Origin of the sequence: Saccharothrix sp. S26, assembly GCF_021390395.1 — a bacterium.
Taxonomy (GTDB): Bacteria; Actinomycetota; Actinomycetes; order Mycobacteriales; family Pseudonocardiaceae; genus Actinosynnema.
In genome coordinates, this window is the sequence record NZ_JAJUWT010000026.1 from 149517 (window position 1) to 170251 (window position 20735).

A 20735-nucleotide genomic window follows, 5' to 3' on the forward strand; every position below is an offset into this window, starting at 1 on the left:
GAACTCGCCGCTAGCGTGCTCGCCGTGCTCGCGGGCACCGACCCGAAGACCGTTGCGGCGAACAGCGGCCTGGACCGCGCCGACCTCGACGAAGCCGTGTACGTCTACCAGGCTGCGGGCCTCGCGGCGCTGGAACGACATGCAGAACACGACTGGTACCAGGTGCGCGTCGAGTTCCCCGACTGGTCCACTGCCGAGGCTGTAGGTGCGGCGCAACTCGGGCCGCTCCTGGATCACCTCCAGGCCGCTGGGGCGGTGGGCGGGTGGTGGTTTCTGCGCAAACATCCCTGCTGGCGGCTGCGTCTGCACGGTGCGGACACCGCAGCTGTCGACCACGTGCTCGACGAGATGACTGCGGCAGGGGTCATCGCGCGGTGGTGGCCGACGGTGTACGAACCGGAGACCGCCGCCTTCGGCGGCCCCTCCGGGATGGACGCCGTCCACGACCTGTTCTGCGCCGACACCCGCGGTGTGCTCGACTACCTGGGCCACGACGCCCCGGGCCTCGGCCGCCGCGAACTGTCGATCCTGCTGCTCAGCGGCCTCCTGCGCGCCGCCGGACTCGACGTGTTCGAGTGCGGCGACGTCTTCGACAGGGTCGCCCGGTTCCGACCCGCACCCGCCGACGCGGACGCCGCACGGATCGAGCAACTGGTCGCCAACGTCCGCGTCCTGTTGTCGATCCCCGACCTGCCGACCAGCGAGCTGTTCACTTCCGGTGGAGCGGTTGAGCACGCGGCGCCCTGGCTCGCCGCGTTCCAGAACGCCGGCCGCCGGCTCGGCGACGCCGCCGCGCAAGGACGCCTCGACCGCGGAGTCCGCGCGATCCTCACCCACGTACTGATCTTCCACTGGAACCGGTTCGGCCTGTCGGCCGCTAGCCAGGGCATCCTCGCCCGTGCGGCGACCACGGCCCTGCTGCCCCGGAGCTGACCCATGGACCCCACGACACTGGTCGCCGCCGCCCGCCGCTTCCCGCTCCTCGGCAGGCCCCGCCCCACCTGTCCCTCACTCGTGCGCCGAGTCCAGGAGGTCGCCGACATCGCCCACAAAGCGGGACAAGCGGGCACCGACGGTCTGGCCGAAGGAGCGCATGCCCTGAACAAGGCCGCGCTGATCGCCAGCGACTGCGGCGTGCCGAGCCTGGCCCGCGACCTGTGCTGGCAACACATCGACCTCTACCGCGTCGCCGCCGACCGCCCGCTCACCGTGCTCCAGGCCAGGTACATGCTCGAACCCGTCCTCAACCTTGCCCGACTCCAGATCCGCGCCAGCGACGGAGAACAGGCGCTGCACCTGCTGACGGCGATGCACCGCGCCGTCATGTCCAAGGCAGACCTGGACGTCGACGGACAGACCTTGCCGCTGACCGACCTCACCGGCACCCGCCAGGAACACCACAAGCTGCGCGAATGGGTATGGCTACACCTCGTCGGGGATGGTATCCGCGCGCTGACCCTCGCCGGACGCTGGGACGATGCGGTCGCCCACGCGCAAGCCCACCGAGGAGTCGGGCTGCACCTCATGGAGGGACGGCAGGCCACGATCGTGGCCCACTGCCTGAAGGGAGCAGGTGCGGAGGCCAACGCGGCGCTGGCGGAAAGCAGGCCAGTGCAGCCGTGGGAACTCCAGGTCTCCTCCTGCCTGAAGGTGATGTGCAGCGACGCGGCCGGTGTGCCTGCACGCCGGGACATCTACACGATGATCGGACACTTCCTCGGGCAAGAGCCGATGCCCGGCTACGCGGCCTTCCGCGCCCAGCTCGGACTGACCGTGACCACACTCGCCAGCGCCACCGATCCCGAGGCGGCCGACGCCGTCCTTACTCAGGTGTCCGACGAAGTGATCAAGGCTGGCGACGGATACGCCGCCCGCGACGTGCTCCGATACCGCGACACACAAGCGAACTTGACCAATGAGCAACGCGAAGCGCTCTCAGACCTGCTGGTCTCCTCCGGTTTAGGGGCAGGAGCGCTGCCGGAGACCCTCCTGATGTTCCTGCTCGGCTCGACGCAGGCTGCGGCCAAGGTGGTGCGCATGTCGCTACCGCAGCAGAAGCGTCCAGCCATGTGAGCGTGAACGCCGCCGCGGTATCGAACTGTTCACGTCTTCTGCAGTCGCTTGCCCTCGATCAGCAACCGCCTATCTGCGTCGGCAGTGGCCTCCGCGACGCCGCTACGGGCATTGAGGCCCGCGGCGGTCGGGGGGAAGCTCAACCAGGGCCACTCGCAGGGGCACGGGGCGAGGTAGCTGCCATGGCCCTATTGGGCCTGGGGTTGGGCCGCCATATTGACAGGTCCCGGAGCGGGGTCACCGGCGCCGTTGTGCTTGAAGCCGCACGGCAAGGGCCTTGCGCTCGGTCCCGCAGCCTCTGACCCACCGGTGGCTGCAGACGCGTTCGTCCCGGCAGTCGCCACCAGGTAGTCGTGACGAGTTCGGCGGCCGCCTGTGGTGTGTCCGCCACGGCCGCGCCACCCAGACGATGTATTGCAAGTTCGGTGGGACCGGTCGAAGATCGTCGAAAAGTGAGGTGAACATGATCCCAACCTTCGACGTAGGCATAACGTCTTCGCTGCCGGACAACGCAGAATTCTGGGTCCCGACCTCCGAAGATCTCGAAGATGAAGGTATAGGTTATTTTCGTGACAAATGGCCGATCTTGGATGTTTCTGTGGATGACGCCATGGGGATGCTCCGGCTTGAAGTGGAAATTCTTGATGTGGTGTCATCGCTGGTGGCGGACCCAAGTGAATACGAAGTTCTCGCTCATGCTGTCGAGGCGGGCTCCCTCAATGACGTTCGAGACCGATTTGACTCACGGCCTGAGTGGCCGCGTCTCCAGGAGTTGGTCGATGATGAGTCTTCTCCGCTGGAGGGGCTCGACCTTGGAGTGAGCGGCTTGGTACATGCTCTTGTGGCGGCGGGTCTAATTACTGCGGCAAGCTGTAGGGGGCACCATTTGCGGGATGCCTGGTCCCCTTACCCGGTGGTTTACTTCGCGACCAATCGAAGTCGGGCGGAGGTCTTGCAACCCTTGGTCGTGGAAGCTGGTTGCGGTTTTGACGTCGACGAATCTCGCAGAGAGCTCATTCTCGTTTACAGTAGCTCTGTCGAGAACTTCGTGCGCTTGGCGCACTTGATCCTTGCTGGCCGGGATAGATTTGGTGTCGGTTCGATTGTTCGTGACACAAATTTCGATGAGGGTGATCATGCTGCTGTCGTAGATGATCCCAATCAACTTTATCTGCCCGGATTCGGAGATCCAAGTCTCCGTCCGTAGATCACCCTTGCTGCAAGGGTGATATTGTGTTTTGCCGTACGGGTAGGCCATCAGGATGGTCCGGAAGCATTGCCAGTTGACCATCGGCTGAAATAAGGATGCTACCCAGCGGCCTCACCACACCGAAGTCGAGGTGTGGTCTCAAGTCATCGCGGCGGCTCCGAGCTTTTCGGCGAGTGGCGCCAATTCTCAGCCTCCGCGGTGACCGCACCGATCGACGCGTGATCATCGCGTGCGCCGTCAGCTCGCCGAGCAGGGCGGCCAGTATCGACCTGTCAATGCCTGATTCGGCTATCGACGGTTCGCTGTGCTGGTCCAAGCGAGCTGCACCATCAAAAGAGGGGTTGAACCGTCGGCTGACCGGAGCTGCCGATGCACTGCTGACGCAGCGGGCAGTCGGCGCACAGCGTGCTAGGCGCCTTGCACACGGTGCTTCCAAGCAGCCTGAGCGCGGCTGCTCGCAACGGCGCGTCAGGGCCGGCTCCGACCAGCCGGGCGAGATCCCCCCTGCCGTCGCTCATCCTGTTGGTCTTGTCCGATTCGCTACCGGCCACGCGTGCTGCGACCCGGAGGGTGGCTTGCGAGGCCAAGAGAACGTCTTCGCCCGCCAGCAGGCGGAAAGTTCGTTCCTCCGCTGCCTTCATGGCTAGTTGCTCGACGAGCTGGTCCGGATCGGTCCAGAGCTTGCGTTTGGGCAGCAGTGGCCGGAACCGTTCCAGCAGTTGGCGGCCCGCCTGCGTCGAAAGTTCGTCCTGCATTTGGTCTAGCTCAGCTTTTGTCAGACGCTCTCGGCCCCGGATCAAGGCCAATGCCTGGTCAGTGCCCTTTGGGGTGTTGGAACGACTCGTCAGGATTGCCGCAACTGCCGCAACAATCGGTGTAACACTCTGACTTGGCAGCGCGTGCCAGTAGCGGCCGCGCTGTTGTTGTTTGGCCCACTCGGTGAGTGCACGCCTAGCTTCCACCCAGCGTGAGGCCTCGCCATGCGGCTTACCGGAATGTTGGTCCGCCGGTACCGGAAGGAGCGCGGTTGCCGCGGCCCGCCCCAGCAGCGGAGGTACGGCGTTACCGATCTGGCGGAACGCGTCGCTGCGGGTTCCAGCAAAACGGAACCGGTCGGGAAAGGTCTGGATTCGAGCCGCCTCACGTACGGTGAGAGTACGTAGTTGCTCGGGGTGGATATACCAGTATCCGTCCTTGGCGATGTGCGCTGTGATGGAGCGGCTCACCGAGTCCCAGTCCAGCTTCTTGTACTTGTCGTCGAACGTATCGACCTTGTAGCGCTGGTACTCCACGGGGATGTCGGCGTACAGGGTGGTGGCGTCCATGTAGTCGAAGATCTTGCGGTCATCCTCGCGTACCGGCCGTGTCATGTGGTCCCACACGATGCCGTCCCGCGCACCGGCCCGCATCATCTCGGCGAAGGGGGACAGGCGTCGGGGCTTGCGGTAGGCGAGCTCGCGACCACCAATGGTGTCGCCGAGGTCTGGCAAGTCACCGATCGCGTCGCGCAGCGTCGGCTGTTTACGCTGCTCGGCTGGCCACGGGAAGTCCTCGATGTCACGACGCGCGAGAAGGATGAGACGCTTGCGGTGCTGGGGAACGCCGTACTTCCATGCGTCGACCAGCCTGAACTCGGTGTAGTACCCGCCACGTTCGAAGGCGTCGACCATGGTGCGCACCACGGCAAAGTCGTCGCCGAGAGCCATGTCGGGGACGTTCTCCATCAGGACCGCCCTTGGGCGGACGGCCAAGGCCACGTCGAGGAACGCCTGCCACAGCTCACGCCGGTGGTCGTGTTCTTCACGGTGTCCGGCGACGACCAGGCTGCGGATCTTGCTGCGACCGGCGCGGCTGAACGGCTGGCAGGGAGGCCCGCCCGCGAGAAGGTCGATCTCAGTCTTCTTGAGCAGGTCGACGAGGCTTTGGCGCTGCTCAGGGTCACCGAGATCACGGGCAAGCGCAAGGCCGGGGAAGTTGTGCCGGTGGGTCTGTAGGGCCTTCTCGTCGTTGTCGACGGAAACCGCGACCGTCCAGCCAGCCTCCTCCAGCCCGAGGCTCAGCCCTCCGGCGCCGGAGAACAGGTCAACGGCCAGTCGTTGCCCCGCGGCGAGCCTGCGCTCGCACCATCCTTCGAAGGTGTCCTCGGTGCAGCCGTCAGGATGGTTGGCAAGCCGTAGATCGTCGCTGCGCTGCAGCTTGACCCCGTAGATGGACACCTGCCGTACCCTTCCCGAACCTCTGCGTCAACGAGCACCAGGACAACACATGCGCCGTCCCAGATCAAGCACCTCCATGATCTCCGGTGTCGTGTCGGGACTCGTCACCGGGCCGATGGAACGGTCGCCACGTTAGCGCCGTGGTCTGACAGTTTCCGCTGGTCAGCGAATACTGTAATTGTAACGATTAGGTTACATCGTATCTGGTCGGCTGCAGCTCATCCTGAGCCTAAATGCCAGGTCAGGCCCCTGTTGACCTACATCTCGCACAGTGGCCGCTTGGTGTCCCTACACTGCTTCCTCCATACAGGGAGCCAGATCGGGTCGGCCGACTTGGTGGTATGGCCGGGTTGGTGTTGATGCAGGTGGGGTGCACTGGCTGATGGCGGGCTGAGATGGTTGCTGATTACGAGATCGTCACCCCGGATCCTGCGGGCACCATCGCGTCGCTCAGTTCGCTGGGCTACAGCGTCGAGGCCGCGATCGCGGACCTAATCGATAACAGTGTTGCCGCGCGGGCTCGCTCGGTCGAGGTCGTGTGTACCTGGGAAGGTGCGGAGTCCTGGATCGCAGTGGCGGACGACGGCTCGGGAATGACGTCGTCGGAGCTGCTTACCGCCATGACCCTGGCTATTAAGGGCCCGGACACGGTACGAAGTGCGCAGGACCTGGGTCGCTTCGGCATGGGACTCAAAACCGCGTCCTTCTCGCAGGCGCGCCAGCTCACCGTCACCACCAAGGTGGTCGATGGCGATTGGGTGACCCGCACCTGGGATCTCGCTACCGTGCGCGAGAGCGGCGAATGGCGTCTGCTGTACGGCAGCGACCCGGCCACCGAGGTGGTGCTTGACCGCCTCCGAGATCGGAGGTCGAAAGGCACGATCGTGCTCTGGCGCAGGCTGCACCGCTTCGACTCCGATGAGGTGACCGTCCTTGACCAGGTGAGCCAGCGCCAGTTCTACGGCGAGACAGATCGCATCGAGAGCCACCTCGGTATGGTCTTCGCCCGGCTGATGACGGGGCAGCGCAGACTGGCGTTGTCGGTCAACGGGACGCCGGTGTCAGCGTGGGACCCGTTTCTCAGTCGACACCCGTCGGGGCAGCGGTTGCCTGCGGAGGAACTGCCTGTCGCGGGTCATCTGGTCCGAGTCGAGGCGTTCGTCCTGCCCCATCCGAAGCGACTGGACGAGTCCGCCCTCAAGGAGGCAGGTGGGCCTGGGGGCTGGCTCGACCAGCAGGGCTTCTACGTCTACCGGCGGAATCGGCTCATCCTGCCCGGTAGCTGGCTCAACCTGCCAGGGCTGCGACGGCAGGAGAAACACAACCTGGTGCGGATCTCGGTGGACGTGCCTGCCGAGCTCGACGCTGAGTGGAGCGTCGATGTCCGCAAGTCCGCCGTCGTTCCACCGATCGCGGTCCGGGGCCACCTGCGCAGAATCGGTGTGGCCGCATGCCGACTCGCAGAGGAAACGCTGCGCCATCGGGGGCGGGTCACAGCCCGCACCCGAGGCGCGGACTTCGTCTACGCCTGGAACGTGTCTCGTGACAACGGGCAGCTGACCTGCCGGATTAACCGGGACCATCCCCTCGTGCGCCAAGTGCTGCGTGGTGGAGCGGACAGCAGCGCCGACGCGCGTGCGCTGGTTCGGCTTCTTGAGGAGACCGTGCCAGTTGCCGCTCTGCGGGTCATGCACCAGTCGGACACCATCGACGACCCAGAACCCTTCGCCGAGGCGGCAGCCGACGAGGTCGTCGAGGTGGCGCGCCGCATCTACGGTGCACTGGTCTCACAGGACAAAACCCCTGGTGAAGCCCGTAGACGCATTCGGCAGATGTGGCCGTTCGAGCATCTGGACGGCTTCTGGAACGAGTGACTCCTCGGAATTGACCGTCACTGCGCGTAAGTTCATCCGGGAACTCCAGTCCGCCAGGAGGTATCGGTGGCCGTCCACCCCGACCACGACGACTCGATGCAGAAGGCCATCCGGGTCGTCCAAGCCTGGCTGCCGAACAACCGGCAGCCAACCACTGACGAGGTCACCTCCGCGGTTACGGGCGTGCACCTGATGATGACCAGCCAGGGTCTCGACATCGACCGGGTGCAGTTCGAGCGCGAGGTGCAAGCACTCGTCGCCACCCACCAAGAGGAGTCCGCAGGGCTGGACGACCCGGAAGGGCACGTTCCTTGGCTGGCCGAGGCCAAGGCAGACCGGACCTGGTCCTTCTGGGAGCGCTACCGACAGTACATCGAGGACGTCAAGATCCTCCCGAAACAGGTGGTGCTCCGCCTCGACCAGTCCACCGACCGCATTCTCGGTGCCCTGGAAGATCCGCTTCGTGCTGGCCAATGGCACCGCTATGGGCTTGTGGTCGGTCAGGTTCAGTCCGGCAAGACTGGCAACTACATCGGCCTTGCGGCCAAGGCGGTCGACGCTGGCTACAAATTGATCATCGTGCTCGCAGGCATGCAGAACAGCCTGCGCAGTCAGACACAGCTCCGCGTTGACGAGGGACTCCTCGGCTTCGACAGCCAGTACCAGCAGCGCTCGGACGATGACGCGGGGGCTACCTCCTACATCGGAGTCGGCCGCCTGCCCGGCCGGGCACGGCTGAGGATCGGGTCGCTGACCACCAGCGCAGAGAGCGGCGACTTCAAGCGCAACGTTGCGAAGAACACCTCGATCCCGATCGGCGACTACCCGGTCGTGCTCGTGATCAAGAAGAACAAGAGCATCATCAACTACGTCCGGAAGTGGATCGTCGAGGTAGAAGGGCACTCGACTGCCACCGGCGACCGGAAGATCGTCCGGGACATCCCGCTGCTAGTGATCGACGACGAGGCCGACAACGCCTCGGTCAACTACGAGTCCGAGGACTCCGACCCCTCTACGATCAACGCCGCCATCCGCGAACTGCTTAACAGCTTCGCGAAGCGTGCCTACGTTGGCTACACCGCAACGCCTTTCGCGAACATCTACATCGACCCGTCCGTCGACCACGACCGGTACGGCCTCGATCTGTTCCCGAAACACTTCATCGAAAACCTCCCGGCGCCGTCGAACTACTTCGGCCCGGAGCGTGTGTTCGGCTTGGAGAGCTCGGACCCGGACGAGGACGATATCGAGCCGCTGCCCATCTTCCGCAAGGTTCTGGACTACCAGCAGTGGATGCCTGACAAGCACAAGAAGGGATGGGCACCGCCTGCGGATCTTCCGGAGTCCCTTCGGCGGGCGATCGACTCGTTCGTCCTTACCTGTGCGGCTCGACGTGTGCGGGGCCAGGTGCACGACCACAACTCGATGCTCGTGCACGTCACTCGGTTCCAGGACGTCCAAGCGCGCATCGCGCAGCAGGTCGACGAGTACGTTCGGCTGCTTCGAGACGAGCTGCGCGACCGCCACGGCAGCGCATCGGCACGAGCCTACGGCCGGCTGCGCGACTTCTGGGAACGTGACTTCGCGCCTACCAGTGCGAAGTTCCCTTCCAGGGGTCTCGACGACATGTCGTGGGGACACGTCGAGAAGGAGCTCCGCGCCGCCTTGGAGAAGATCCAGGTCCGCACTATCAACGGTAGTTCGCAGGACGCTCTGGAGTACTACGACCATCGACGCACCGGCCTGTCGGTCATCGCGATCGGAGGGGACAAGCTCTCTCGCGGTCTTACCCTTGAGGGCCTCAGCGTGAGCTACTACCTGCGCGCATCGAGGACTTACGACACGCTCCTACAGATGGGGAGGTGGTTCGGATACCGCCCGCGGTACGAGGACCTGTGCCGGCTGTACACGACCCCCGGACTGCGTGACGCATACTGCGAGATCACCTCGGCCGACAACGAGCTTCGGCGGGACTTCGAGGAGATGTCTGCGCTCGACGCGAAGCCCACCGAGTTCGGACTGCGGATGCGTACCTCGCCGGTCGGACTCGGCATCACCGCAGCGAACAAGATCCGCCGAGGACTGAAGGTCAAGCTCAGCTACTCGGGTGACATTCCCGAGACGATCATGTTCGACCTTCGAAACGGAATCGTCGAACGCAACCTTGAGCGGTTGAAGAACTTCGTCCAACGTCTCAATCAGATCGCCGTCGCCCGCAAGGACGGTGAGAAGGATCGGCCTAGCATCGTGTGGGAGGGCATCTCTCCCGAGGAGGTCGTCGACCATTTCCTGGGTCAGTACGAGGCGGACGCCAAGGCTCAACGAGTCAAACCGGCGTTCATCACCGAGTACATTAGGCGGTGCCGTAAGGTCGGAGAGTTGTCGAACTGGACGGTGAGGCTGGTCAGCAGCGGCACCGGTCAGTCCTACAAGCTCGGATCCCATACCATCGGCTTGGTCGAGCGCGCTTCGACCAACGACCCGATCAGTGAGCAACGGTATGTCATTCGCAGGGTGCTGAGCCCCAGTGACGAGAGTCGCGACCTCGACGAGGACCAGCGCAAGCGTGCACTGGCGGAAACAAAGCTGGTGGCGAAGGCCCGTGCGGAGCGCGGGGGCAAGGTCAGTGATCCTAAGGTCCCTACTGGCACGGTGCTGAGGAAGCAACGCCGTCCGGACCAGCCTCTCCTCCTTCTCTACACGCTTGAACACCCTGCAGCGACGGCAGCCCGGAAGGCCAAGCAGCCGATCCCTGACGGTCTGTCCCCAATCGTCGGCTTCGCGATCAGTTTTCCGTTCTCTCGTCACGCCACCGAGGTTGAGTACGTCGTCAACGACATCTGGTTGCAGCAGGAGTTGGATGACCTTGACGGGGACGCCGAGTGAGAGTAGACGAGCAGGACTGGCAAGACCTCGAAGCCGAGCGGCACAGGCGCGGGGTGGTGAGCAGGCGGTTGTACCCGGCTTCCCAGCGTGACCTGTTCATCGCGATCGATCAGGTCACAGGGCAGCGGATGTTGGTCATCAGGACATCCAGCAGTCATGCGATGGCAGCATTGCGCCGGTTTCGCGCCTTTCCCCGAACCCGCGGGTTGCATCTTGAATTCGTCGGCCTCACCGACGGACAGCGGGAGCTTCGGATCGCGCTCATGACCGCAGATCTACGGGAAGTATTCAACCCGCTCCTGACCGACATTGCCGACGCGGCCCAAGCCGCCCCAGATGATACTGAGGCGCTCGTCGCTGCCGTCCAGCGGTTCGACCACTGGCGCAATCTGCTTCAGACGATCGGGGACACAGGGCTTTCGAAAGAATCCCGGCGAGGGCTCTACGGCGAGCTGCGTGTGCTCCGAGAGCACATCCTGCTCGCTCTTTCGCCAGTGGAAGCATTGCGGTCGTGGACGGGGCCTCTACTGGCAAACCAAGACTTCCAGGTGAACAGGTGCGCCATCGAGGTGAAGACGACCTCCGCGAGAGGCCCGCAGTCCCTTCAGATCGCCAGCGAGCGCCAGCTCGACGAAACCGGGGTTGAACACCTGTTTCTCGTCCACCTGTCGGTCGATGAGCGACAGGGCGGCAACGGCGAGTCTCTGAATGCAGCCGTGGAGTCCGTGCGGCGCCCGTTCGACGCCTTCGGGCTTGCCACGCAGTTCGACGAACTCCTCATGCGGATCGGATTCTTCTCACACCAACGGCACCTATACGACGACCCTCGCTACACCGTCCGCGCGGAACACCTTTGGAGCGTCCAAGACGACTTTCCGCGCATCACCGAGACCGACCTGAGGCCCGGAGTAGGCGACTGCCAATACCGCATCACCACGACCGGCCTCGAGCGGTTCGAGGTCTCGCCCGAACAACTCGCCGTCACCCTTGGAACGCCGCATGCCTGACTCCGACCGCGCCCATTACGCCCATGATCTCGTTTCAGACGTGCTCGCCACCGCCGACGCCGAGAACGCCAGCTCCCCGGAGACCTTTACGCGGCGCGTGCTTGACGAACTCGAACAGGCCGGCGAGGTTGAGAACACTTTCACCGCGTACTATAAGGCACACGGTGTCGAGGTCAGCGGTTACGGCGAGACCGACTCGTTCGGCTCACTTGACCTGTTCATCAGCTTGTTCCGGCAGCAGCCCTTAGAAGACCGCACGAGCCGCACCCAGGTCGAAGCCCTCTTCAAGCGACTGATCAACTTCATCGCCCGTTGCCGCTCCGGCCTGCGCAAGGACATAGATGAGGCCTCCGACGTGCACGACATGTGCCTCGCCGTCGAGAAGGCATTGCCTAACGCGGACAGGATCCGTCTCTTCCTGCTGACCAACACCGTCTGTACCACTACAAGCCTGCCGCGGACCGAGATCGACGGTGTTCCCGTTAGCTTCGAGATCTGGGATCTTACACGGCTGCATCGGATGTCGAGTTCAGGCACTCTGAGTGAGCCCATCGTTGTGGACTGTGTACCAGCGCTGCCTTGCCTCGCCACGCCTGTGACTGACCGTGACTACTCGGTGTTTCTCGCAATCATGCCAGGCGAGGAACTCCACGCGCTGTACGGGCAGTACGGCACGCGACTGCTCGAACTGAACGTCAGATCCTTCCTGCAAACCAAGGGGGCGGTGAACAAGGGCCTTCGTGAAACCCTGCTCAACAATCCCGAGAGGTTCCTAGCCTACAACAACGGCATTACCGCGACGGCTTCCAAGATCGAATTTGTGGAGCTGGTCGAGGGGGGACGCGCCATCAGTCGCATCCATGACCTCCAGATCGTCAACGGTGGCCAGACCACCGCCTCGATCCACTACGCCCGCGCTCGCGACAAGGCCGACCTCTCACAGGTCTTCGTGCAGATGAAGCTTACGGTGGCCTCACCAGACCGGTTGCCGGAGATCGTTCCCGAGATCTCCAAGTACTCCAATACCCAGAACAAGGTCACCGTCGTCGACTTCAGCTCCAACCACCCGTTCCATGTGGCGGTTGAAAAGGTCACCAGAGCGCTGTGGGCGCCTGCTCCGGACGGGACCGGTCAGGAAACCAAGTGGTTCTATGAACGTGCACGCGGCCAGTACTCCGACGCCCTCGCCAGGGAGCGGACCCCAGCTAATCAGCGCAAATTCAAAAATACCCATCCGACGGCCCAGAAGTTCACTAAGGCGGACATCGCAAAGTTCCTGCACTCGTGGATGAAGCTGCCCCACCTCGTGAGCCGTGGAGCCGAGAAGAACTTCCGCGAGTTCATGATCGGGCTGGAGGACAACCCGCCGTCGGTGGACATCCGCTACTGCCAGCACCTGATCGCGCTGGCCAAGCTCTTCCGCGACACCGAGAAGATCGTGTCCAGCCACCGCTTCGGTGGCTATCGGGCGAACATCGTCACGTACACCATCGCTCGTCTTGCGGCTGCGACCGACCAGAGAATCGACCTCGACCGCATCTGGCGCGAACAACGGCTCAGCGATGCTCTCACCAGGGCGATCAGTGACCTGTGTGTGCCGGTTCGCGAGCTGATCATCAGTCCCGAACGCGGAGCCAACGTCGGCGAGTGGGCCAAGCGGCCGGAGTGCTGGGACAAGGTCGAGAGACTCCCGTGGCAACTGCCCGACGACTTGGCCGCCGAACTCGTTGACCCGGCGGCCATCGCCGCCAGCGATGGATCGACAGGCAACGCCATGCACAGCGACGTTGCGATCGCGTCCGGTATCCCCGCCTCGGAGTGGCTCGCCGTCGCCAAGTGGGCGAAGGAGACACAGAACCTGGAGCCGTACCAGCGTCAGATCGCGTACACCATTGGCCGCTATCTGGGCAGGGAGTGGACTATCAGTGATAAGCAGGCGGCACAAGGGTTGAAGCTGATGCGTGAGGCCAAGGCTCAAGGGTTTCGTACCGAGATCGAACTGTAGATTTCATCTTTCATCGGGTTCGTGGCAGGCGACCGGCCGATGCGCTGGCGGCTAGGTCGCGAGAATGCGCGGCGTCGGGGTGTATCTGTGGTGTGCCACAGAGCGTTGAGTCGGTAAATGACCTGAGGGAGGTCGAGGTCGGACTGGCTTTCGCTTGAATTGGGACCATGTCAACAGCGAGCACAGGAGGCCGAGATTCCGAGCAACCTGCTTTCTCGCAGGGGACTATCGTGCATGCGCAGTGGACCGAAGGTGCGGTACCGAACACACGCATGTCCATCCGGGCCAGCCGCATCGTCACGTGGTGGCGGGTCAGCCCGTGCAGACCGCCGACGGCGGGGCGGGGCGCGGTGTCGGCGGGCGATGCGGACACCACGCCGGCGAGGTATGCGATCACGCACGCGGCGGCGATCAGGGCGAGCCAGCGGCCGGGCCGGAACTCGCGGGACGTGTTGATCGTGGGCATCGGTTTTCTTCCCTGGTGTGCCGACCTCGACGGTGTGCCGAGGTGGGTCGGAACAAGGCCCGTTTCCGGGCCTGGAAATCCCTGTGACGGGTAAGCCGTGGCGGCCTCTGAGGGGTGGAACATCGCCTGTCCGTGCAGCTCGCGGGCCTCTGGGCGGTCGGATGGGGTCGGAACAGGGGCGTGTCGGGGTTGGAACGGGTGTTCCGACCCCGCGCCGACCTCTCAGCCGTCGATCGCGGAGCGGACGACGTCCACGTCGACCACGCTGACCGGGTTCGGGTGGCCCTGCACGCGACGCTTGCCCGCCGAGGGCACCCCGGCCGCGCGCAGTGCCTCGCCGAGCGTCTTCACGTCCCAACCGATGCGCGCGGCCAGCGCGCCCGTGGGCACCAAGCCGTGCTCGTCGTGGCCGATCAAGCCGTCCAGCAGCGCCAACACCTCGGGCAGTTCGTGCACCAGCTCGGCGTCCACCGGCTCCGGGCTGGTCGCGGTGGCGGTCACCTCGTCGGCCAGGCGCGCGGCCACCGTCGGGTCCAGCACCGCCAGGTCGCGCTTCCCGATGGCGTCCCCGGTCAGCGTCCCGGCCTGCTCACGCAGTACGCGACCGCGCTCGCACGCGGCACGGATGGCGGCGATGTGCAGCAGGTGGGTCCGCACGGTCACCGCGTCACCGGCCGACAGTTCGGTCTCGCCGTCCGCGCCCAGCAGCAGGCCGACGCCCTTGTGGCTGGTCAGCAGTTTGGAGGCGTCCATCCCGGCCTTGTAGGTGCCCGCGCCGAGGATGGTCTCCGACGCCTGCCAGGTCATAGTCTTCAGCGCGAAACGGGTGCCGAGCTGTCCGCGCAACCCGTCCGGGATGACCTGGGCGTCCGGCTTCTGGGTGGCCAGGATCAGCGAGTAGCCGGCGGCCGGGCCGGTCTTGGCGATGTAGGTCAGCAGCTCGCAGATCCGGCCGCCGATCTTCTTGCCCTTGAGGTTGTCCTTGTCCAACGGCACGTTCAGGCCGAGGAAGTTCTGCACCTCGTCGATGCCGATCACAGTCAGTGGCATCCCGTGGGCGGGGTCGCGGGTGATCTCCGGAGTGACCTTCGACTCCGGGCACAGCTCGTCGTCCATGTCCGCGAGCCGGTCGAACCGGTCGGCGACGTCGGCGGCGCACTCCTCCAGCACGTGGATCAGGCGGCGGGCGTCGGCCTCGCGCGACCCTCGGATGAACCGGTGCGCCACCTGCTCGAACGGGCGGAAGTCCTTGCCTCCCTTGCCATCGGCAATGATCAGCCGCACATGCGGGTCGAGCGCGGCGGCGGTGAGTGGCAGACGTGCGACGAACGTTTTGCCCTGGCGAGGGATCGCGCCGATCAGCAGAGACGTCCACACCACCGGCAGGGTCACCGCCGCGCCGCGGGCGGTGGTGCCGAACGGCACCGGCCGCCACAAGTCCCAGGATGTCGCCGAGGCGAGCGGACCGGGGACCGGTTCGGCGGCGTAGGGGTCGGCGTCGCCCACCCACAGCGCCAGCCTGCCCGCATGGCCGTCGTCGCCGCGCACCCGCTCTACGATCAGCCGCACTTCGTCGACCGCCAGCGCAGAAGCCAGCGCCTCCCGCTTGCCGATCACGTCAGAGGCCTTGCGGCTGGGCGGCAGGTCAATGGTCAGCGCCCACCCGGCACCGTCGTGGCGCGGCGCCTTGACCAGCATCAACGATTCATCACGGCCGATCAGCTTGGCATCGCGGAACGCGATTACCAGGTGGTCGCCATTCATCAGCCACGCCAGCGACCGGGAGCCCAGACGGGTGCTCCGCCCGCCTGCGCCGTCCTTGCGCTGCCCGGCGACCGCCAAGATCACCGACACCGCGCCACCCGCGACCACCAGCGGCAGCGAACCGGCGGTCAACTCGGCGATGAGACCGCCCAACCCCGTCACGCCGACGGTCAGCACAGAGATCACGCCTCGGCGGCGGCGCACGACGGCGATCTCCTGCCACTTGTCGGCCAACCGGTCGGCGGCCTTGGACGCCTCGTAGAAATCGGCCACCCGCACCCACGCCCACCAGGCCCGTGCCGACACCGTCAAGCCGCGTCCGACGGCCGCCGGGTAGCGCACCGGCACCATCACCACCCGGCCCGCCAGCTCAGCCCCAGCCTGGCGGGCGGACTCGGCGGTCTGCCACTGGGCGGGCAGCCGCGATGCCGCCGACTCGGCCAGCCGGCGGACACGGGAACGCTGGTACTCGGCCTCGGTGATCAGCTCGCCGTCCAGCACCGGCGTGGCGGCCTCGACCGTGTCCGCCGCGCCCGGCTTCTCGGCACCCGGCCCGACGGTCGACACCGAGGCCGCCTCGTGCCCGGCGGTGTCCGGGAGCGGGATCCGCTCGCCGCCCACGTCGTCCTTCTGCTGCGTCAGGCTCACACCGCACCCCTGCGTAGGGCGTCGCGGATCTCGCGGGCCGTGCCGGTGCCGCACCCCAGCGCCTCTCGCAGCCGGGTGGCGGACGGATCGACGGGCAACCGGCCAGCGGCGATCAACCGCCGGGCGCGGTCCACGAGTAGGGCTACTCGGTCGTCGGTAGCCCCGTGCTGTGCCGCCGTCGTGTCAGGGGCGTTGTCCCTGTACTTCGGGCCGGTAGTGGCGGCGGTAGGGCCTACCGGGACGCCGTGGTCCAGGTCCGCGAACGCCGACCAGATCACCGGAAGCACCATCACCGCGCCGACCGCGACCAGCGGGCCGATGGCGTGCGCGAGAAGCTGCATCGCGTCGAACCGCGCCCACGACACCGACACCCACGGCAGGTACGGCCACACGTTCAGCGTCAGCGTCACCGCGAGCGCCCCGTACTCGACCGCGGACAGGTGTCGGTGCCGCAGCACCCGGCCCCGAGCCGCCAGGAACGCCCGCGCCCCGACGATCACCAACAGCACCGCCGAGACCACCGGCTCCACCGCCCACGCACCCCACCACGCGGCGGTCCTCTCGACTATGCCGCGCGTGAGCGTGAAATGGACACCTGTGGTGGACCAGCCCAGCGCACCGACCAGCGCCACCAAGGCCACGACGGTGAGCACCAGGCGCACCCGCGCCGCCTGCCACGCCCGAGCCGCCGGGTCCTGGGCCAGCGCGTGCAGCCGGGCGGCCTCGGCGGCACGTTTGCGGCTGCGGCGCACCCGGTCGGTGTCGAGCAGCAGTGGCGCGGCGTCAGCCTGCAACTCCAGCAGCGCGTGCGCCTCGTCCACCTCGGCGCGCAACTCCCGGACCCGCCTGGTGGCTGGCGGTACGACGGCCGGGGTCGGGTTGGACACGGCCGGGGCCTCTCCGGCCACGTACTTCACGACTTCGGCCACGGCGCGCTGTACGTCCTCGTCGCTCGGTTCGGGGAACGGGATGAGGGTGGTCATCGCCGCACCCCGCAGTTGTCGCCGGGGCAGTCGGTGATGCGCCAGGTGCGGCGTGCGGCGGCGTTGCGGCCGGACAGCAGGTTGGTCGCGTCGCGCAGCCGTTCGGCGGCCTCCCGGTTCTCCAAGCAGTGCGCCGGAGAAGTCCAGCCGTCGGGATGCGCCAGGGTGGCGGACTCGATGTAGGCGACGTGCACGCGGTTCATCGGGCACCTCCGCCCCGCTGCGGTGCGCAGCGCGGACACGGCACCGACCGCGTGCGGTCCTCGTCCAGCCACACCACGCGAGCGGAGACCGGGTCGGAATCGCGAGCATCGCAGTGGCCGCACACCGGCCGCACCGCCGAGCGCCCATCGGGCGCGCTCGGCGTAGGACGGTTTCCTGGACGGTTAAAGGACGGTTTGGGCGTCGTGCTGACGCCCCCGTTGGTTGCTGTTGACGCCCCCAGGCGCTTCTGCTGACGCCCCCGGCTGGTCGGAGGGGCGTCGTCCTGGCGCCCCTCGTTCGGGGCTGTGGACAACTCGGGGGACAGGAGGTCGTAGACCTGGGGTCGTGCGTTGGCCTCCGGGATCTTGGCGTCGCGCACTCGCGTGTTGCCCGCACAGATCAGGCCCAGCTCTTCCAGCGACCGCAGGGAACGCTGGATGGTCCGCCTGGACAGACGGGTGTAGCGCACCATCCGCTCGACCGACGGGAACGCGTCCCGACCGTCGGGTCCGGCGTGGTTGGCGAGCGCGATCAGCGTGATCGCCAGCGTCGAGGCGTCCTTGCGGTCGGTGGGGATGGGGGCGCGGTTGAGCGCCCAATCGATGGCCTCGATGCTCACCAGGCACCGTCCACGGCACGGGCGCGGTAGAGGAGGCTGGCGACGGTGCCCACGACCGAGGTGTCCTGGTCGGCCAGCCATTCGATGACGTGCCGGTCGTGCTCGCCCAGTTCGACGCCGTCCAGTGGCTCCAGGAGGGCGGCGGTGCGGTCGGCGTGGCAACGAGCGCGCCACTGGTCGATGGTCTCGTCGGACTGCTGGCTGTCGAGGGTTTCGACGCCGCTCATGTCGAAGGGCGGGCGAACGCGCCGCGGTGGCCGTCGGAGCGGCGTAGCGGAAGTGGGGAACTGGGTGGTGCTCATCGTGAACAGGACCTCTGGTGCTCGGGTCCCGTCTCACAGGCGTCTCACGAACCTGTTGGACGGGGCCGGAATGGAGGCCCTGACCTGGATTGTCACCGGACTCGACCAGCCACAACGGACCGGAGAAGACCACTGTGGACACCCCTTGTCCCGCTGGGGGTCAAGGGGTCGCAGGTTCAAATCCTGTCGTCCCGACGGCCATGACCAGCGGGTTTGCCTTTCGAGGCAAGCCCGCTGGTGTCGTTTTCGGCTGTTGTGGTCGCAATGTGGTCGCGTCCTGCGGGTCAGGCGACGTCGGCTTCGTTGAGGGCGTGGGCGATGACGTCGACGGCGTCGTGGGCGACGTGGCGTAGCAGGTGGCCGTAGACCTCGGTGGTGGTGGACAGGGTCGAGTGGCGCATCGCGCGGGAGATCACGGCGAGTGGCACGCGTGAGTTGAGCATGGTGGTGGCGGCGAAGTGCCGTAGGTCGTGTACGCGGATCCTCGGTAGTCCGGCGGCGTCGGCGAGTTGGTGGAAGTGCCGGAGCACGTACTCGGGTCGTAGTGGCCTGCCGTCGGGTCGGTGGAAGACGAGGTCGTCGCCGGGTTGGCGGAGCTGTTGGTGGCGCAGTGCGGTGATGACGCGGTCGGACAGGCCGATCCAGGTGCGGCTGCTCTTGGTCTTGGGTGCGGTGAGGACGGGTGTGGTGTTGTTGATGTTGGACAGGGTGTAGCGGATGAACGCCACGTGGTCGTCGAGGCTGATGTCGTTCCAGTGCAGGGCGAGTGCCTCGCCTTTGCGTAGTCCGGTGCCGATGATGACCTCCAACAGGTCGGTGAGCGGGTCGTCGTGGTCGTGGCAGTAGCGCAGGAACCGTGCTGCCTCGCTCGGTGACCAGCAGGTGGGTTCGTACATCGGTGGCCGCGGCACCAGGACGTAGCGGGCGGGGTTGTGGGCCAGTCGTCGTTGTCGGACGGCGTCGGTCAGGGCGCTGGACAGGGTGACGACGCAGCGCCGCAGGGTGACCGGGCCGCGCCCGGCGGCCAGCTGGTCGTGAATGAACAGCGCAATGTGCTGGTGATTGAGCGCGTCCAGCCGCACCGCGCCCAAGGCGGGAACGAGGTCCTTGCAGACGTAGTCGTGGTAGCGGGCCGTGGTCGTCGGCTTGAGCGTCGACGCCTTGTCGTGCAGCCATGTGGTCAGGTAGTCGGCGACGGTCTGCTTGTCGTCGGTGACGATGCCCGTCCGTTCGTACTCCAGCACCTTGCCCAACGCCGCCTGGGCCTCTGTCCTGGTGGTGAAGCCGCTGCGCCGCATGGTCCGCCGATGTCCGTCCAGCGACGGCAGGTCGACCGCGAACGCCCATCGTCCGTGCCTACCGCCCGCCAGTTCGGGGCAGCGGGGGCCGAGCTGGCTGCCCGCGGCATCCCGGCAGCCGCACCGTCGGTATACACGCCCGCGTTGAGGGTTGCTCATTATGACCTTCTTTCGTGTTCCACCTCCGGTGCTGGAGGCGGAACACGAGCGTGCGCCACATGCGACCACACCGCGACCATCGGCGACGTCACCGCAGGTCTGGTTCACGGCACTTGTCGACAGGACACCACATGGGCTCCATGATCAGCACCCGTCACTGTCGTTCGTCGCACCGTGGCGAGTGCAGAACTATCGGTTTCGAAGTGCCCACGATGTGCTGGCCATCCCGCTCGCGTAGCGAGCGCCAGCTCTCTGGTGGCCCGAAACGTTGTTTACGGTCGGTGACCTGTAACGATGAATATTCGAGCGGCACAGGGTCTCAAAGAAGCCGCAGGCCAGTAGCGCCTCGGTCTGGGAGCGAAGGAACGTTGGCCAGGAGTCGAGGTGCGCTCTTGGTGATGGCCTTACTCTTGGTCGAGAAGTGATCTACGAAGAGCTTCGCCACCTCCACCACGATCGCTACCCACCTAGCCAGGTTGGAAACGGCTCACTCTTGTTGGCCTTCTTCCTTCAACTTCTGTATCGCGGCCTGGGTAATCTCAAGATATTTCCTGTATTGGGCGTTGTCGGGGTCGGTGGTGGCGAGGTGTTTGTGGATGGTGAGGGCGGCGTTGTAGTGGTGTTCGGCGGTGGTGGTGTCGCCGCGTGCGATGGCGAGGTCGCCCAGGTTGTTGTGGCTGATGCTGAGGTCGCGTTGGTATTCGGCGTTGTCGGGGTCGGTGGTGGCGAGGTGTTTACGGATGGTGAGGGCGGCGTTGTAGTGGTGTTCGGCGGTGGTGGTGTCGCCGCGTGCGATGGCGAGGTCGCCCAGCTTGCCGTGGCTGACGCTGAGGTCGCGTTGGTATTGGGCGTTGTCGGGGTCGGTGGTGGCGAGGTGTTCGGCGATGGCCAGATCGGCGTTGTAGTGGTGTTCGGCGGTGGTGGTGTCGCCGCGTGCGATGGCGAGGTCGCCCAGGTTGTTGTGGCTGATGCTGAGGTCGCGTTGGTATTGGGCGTTGTCGGGGTCGGTGGTGGCGAGGTG

The 20735-nt window shown here is 65.8% G+C and carries 15 protein-coding genes; 7 read left to right on the top strand and 8 right to left on the bottom strand.

The annotated features are described in order from the left end of the window. The first annotated feature begins 24 nt into the window (after positions 1-24). The 3 genes from LZG04_RS34925 to LZG04_RS34935 all read left to right on the top strand — a co-directional run bounded on the left by LZG04_RS34925 (position 25) and on the right by LZG04_RS34935 (position 3280). Positions 25-933: a thiopeptide-type bacteriocin biosynthesis protein gene (locus LZG04_RS34925; RefSeq protein ID WP_233825290.1), complete on the top strand. Its 909-nt coding sequence runs from the start codon at positions 25-27 to the stop codon at positions 931-933. A gap of 3 nt (positions 934-936) precedes the next feature. Beyond that, positions 937-2073 (top strand): hypothetical protein, encoded by a 1137-nt coding sequence (locus LZG04_RS34930; RefSeq protein ID WP_233825292.1) that lies wholly within the window; start codon positions 937-939, stop codon positions 2071-2073. 463 nt (positions 2074-2536) lie between these two features. Further along, on the top strand, positions 2537-3280 hold the full coding sequence (locus LZG04_RS34935; protein ID WP_233825294.1) for a hypothetical protein: 744 nt from the start codon (positions 2537-2539) through the stop codon (positions 3278-3280). A gap of 332 nt (positions 3281-3612) precedes the next feature. Here the strand turns inward: LZG04_RS34935 and LZG04_RS34940 are convergent, their stop codons facing one another. Next, positions 3613-5499, bottom strand: coding sequence for a DNA cytosine methyltransferase (locus LZG04_RS34940; protein WP_233825296.1), 1887 nt, complete (start codon positions 5497-5499; stop codon positions 3613-3615). A 395-nt stretch (positions 5500-5894) separates the two neighbouring features. On the opposite strand from LZG04_RS34940, the gene LZG04_RS34945 reads away from it, so the two are divergent. The 4 genes from LZG04_RS34945 to LZG04_RS34960 all read left to right on the top strand — a co-directional run bounded on the left by LZG04_RS34945 (position 5895) and on the right by LZG04_RS34960 (position 13271). Continuing rightward, the gene (locus LZG04_RS34945) at positions 5895-7373 is read left to right on the top strand and encodes an ATP-binding protein (protein ID WP_233825298.1); all 1479 of its coding nucleotides are present in this window, start codon (positions 5895-5897) and stop codon (positions 7371-7373) included. Between the two features lie 66 nt (positions 7374-7439). Next, entirely contained in the window at positions 7440-10259 is a 2820-nt protein-coding gene (locus LZG04_RS42780) for a Z1 domain-containing protein (protein WP_233825300.1), read from the top strand. Further along, positions 10256-11266: a PD-(D/E)XK motif protein gene (locus LZG04_RS34955; protein WP_233825302.1), complete on the top strand. Its 1011-nt coding sequence runs from the start codon at positions 10256-10258 to the stop codon at positions 11264-11266. Before LZG04_RS42780 ends, LZG04_RS34955 begins: the two co-directional genes overlap by 4 nt. Beyond that, positions 11259-13271, top strand: coding sequence for an AIPR family protein (locus tag LZG04_RS34960; RefSeq protein WP_233825304.1), 2013 nt, complete (start codon positions 11259-11261; stop codon positions 13269-13271). Before LZG04_RS34955 ends, LZG04_RS34960 begins: the two co-directional genes overlap by 8 nt. A 688-nt stretch (positions 13272-13959) precedes the next feature. On the opposite strand, the gene LZG04_RS34965 is transcribed toward LZG04_RS34960, so the two are convergent. From LZG04_RS34965 to LZG04_RS34995, 7 genes are all read right to left on the bottom strand, one after another. Further along, a complete protein-coding gene (locus tag LZG04_RS34965; protein WP_233825306.1) occupies positions 13960-16149 on the bottom strand; it encodes a cell division protein FtsK in 2190 nt (729 codons plus the stop codon). Then, complete coding sequence (locus tag LZG04_RS34970) at positions 16146-17132, bottom strand: hypothetical protein (RefSeq protein WP_233825308.1); 987 nt, start codon at positions 17130-17132, stop codon at positions 16146-16148. Before LZG04_RS34970 ends, LZG04_RS34965 begins: the two co-directional genes overlap by 4 nt. Then, complete coding sequence (locus tag LZG04_RS34975; RefSeq protein ID WP_233825310.1) at positions 17129-17335, bottom strand: hypothetical protein; 207 nt, start codon at positions 17333-17335, stop codon at positions 17129-17131. Before LZG04_RS34975 ends, LZG04_RS34970 begins: the two co-directional genes overlap by 4 nt. Further along, the gene (locus LZG04_RS34980) at positions 17332-17955 is read right to left on the bottom strand and encodes a helix-turn-helix domain-containing protein (RefSeq protein ID WP_233825312.1); all 624 of its coding nucleotides are present in this window, start codon (positions 17953-17955) and stop codon (positions 17332-17334) included. Before LZG04_RS34980 ends, LZG04_RS34975 begins: the two co-directional genes overlap by 4 nt. After that, positions 17952-18257, bottom strand: coding sequence for a hypothetical protein (locus LZG04_RS34985; RefSeq protein ID WP_233825314.1), 306 nt, complete (start codon positions 18255-18257; stop codon positions 17952-17954). Before LZG04_RS34985 ends, LZG04_RS34980 begins: the two co-directional genes overlap by 4 nt. A 284-nt stretch (positions 18258-18541) precedes the next feature. After that, entirely contained in the window at positions 18542-19555 is a 1014-nt protein-coding gene (xerC, locus tag LZG04_RS34990; protein WP_233825316.1) for a tyrosine recombinase XerC, read from the bottom strand. A gap of 646 nt (positions 19556-20201) precedes the next feature. After that, a partial coding sequence (locus LZG04_RS34995; RefSeq protein ID WP_374202955.1) for a hypothetical protein occupies positions 20202-20735 on the bottom strand: 534 nt, incomplete at its 5' end.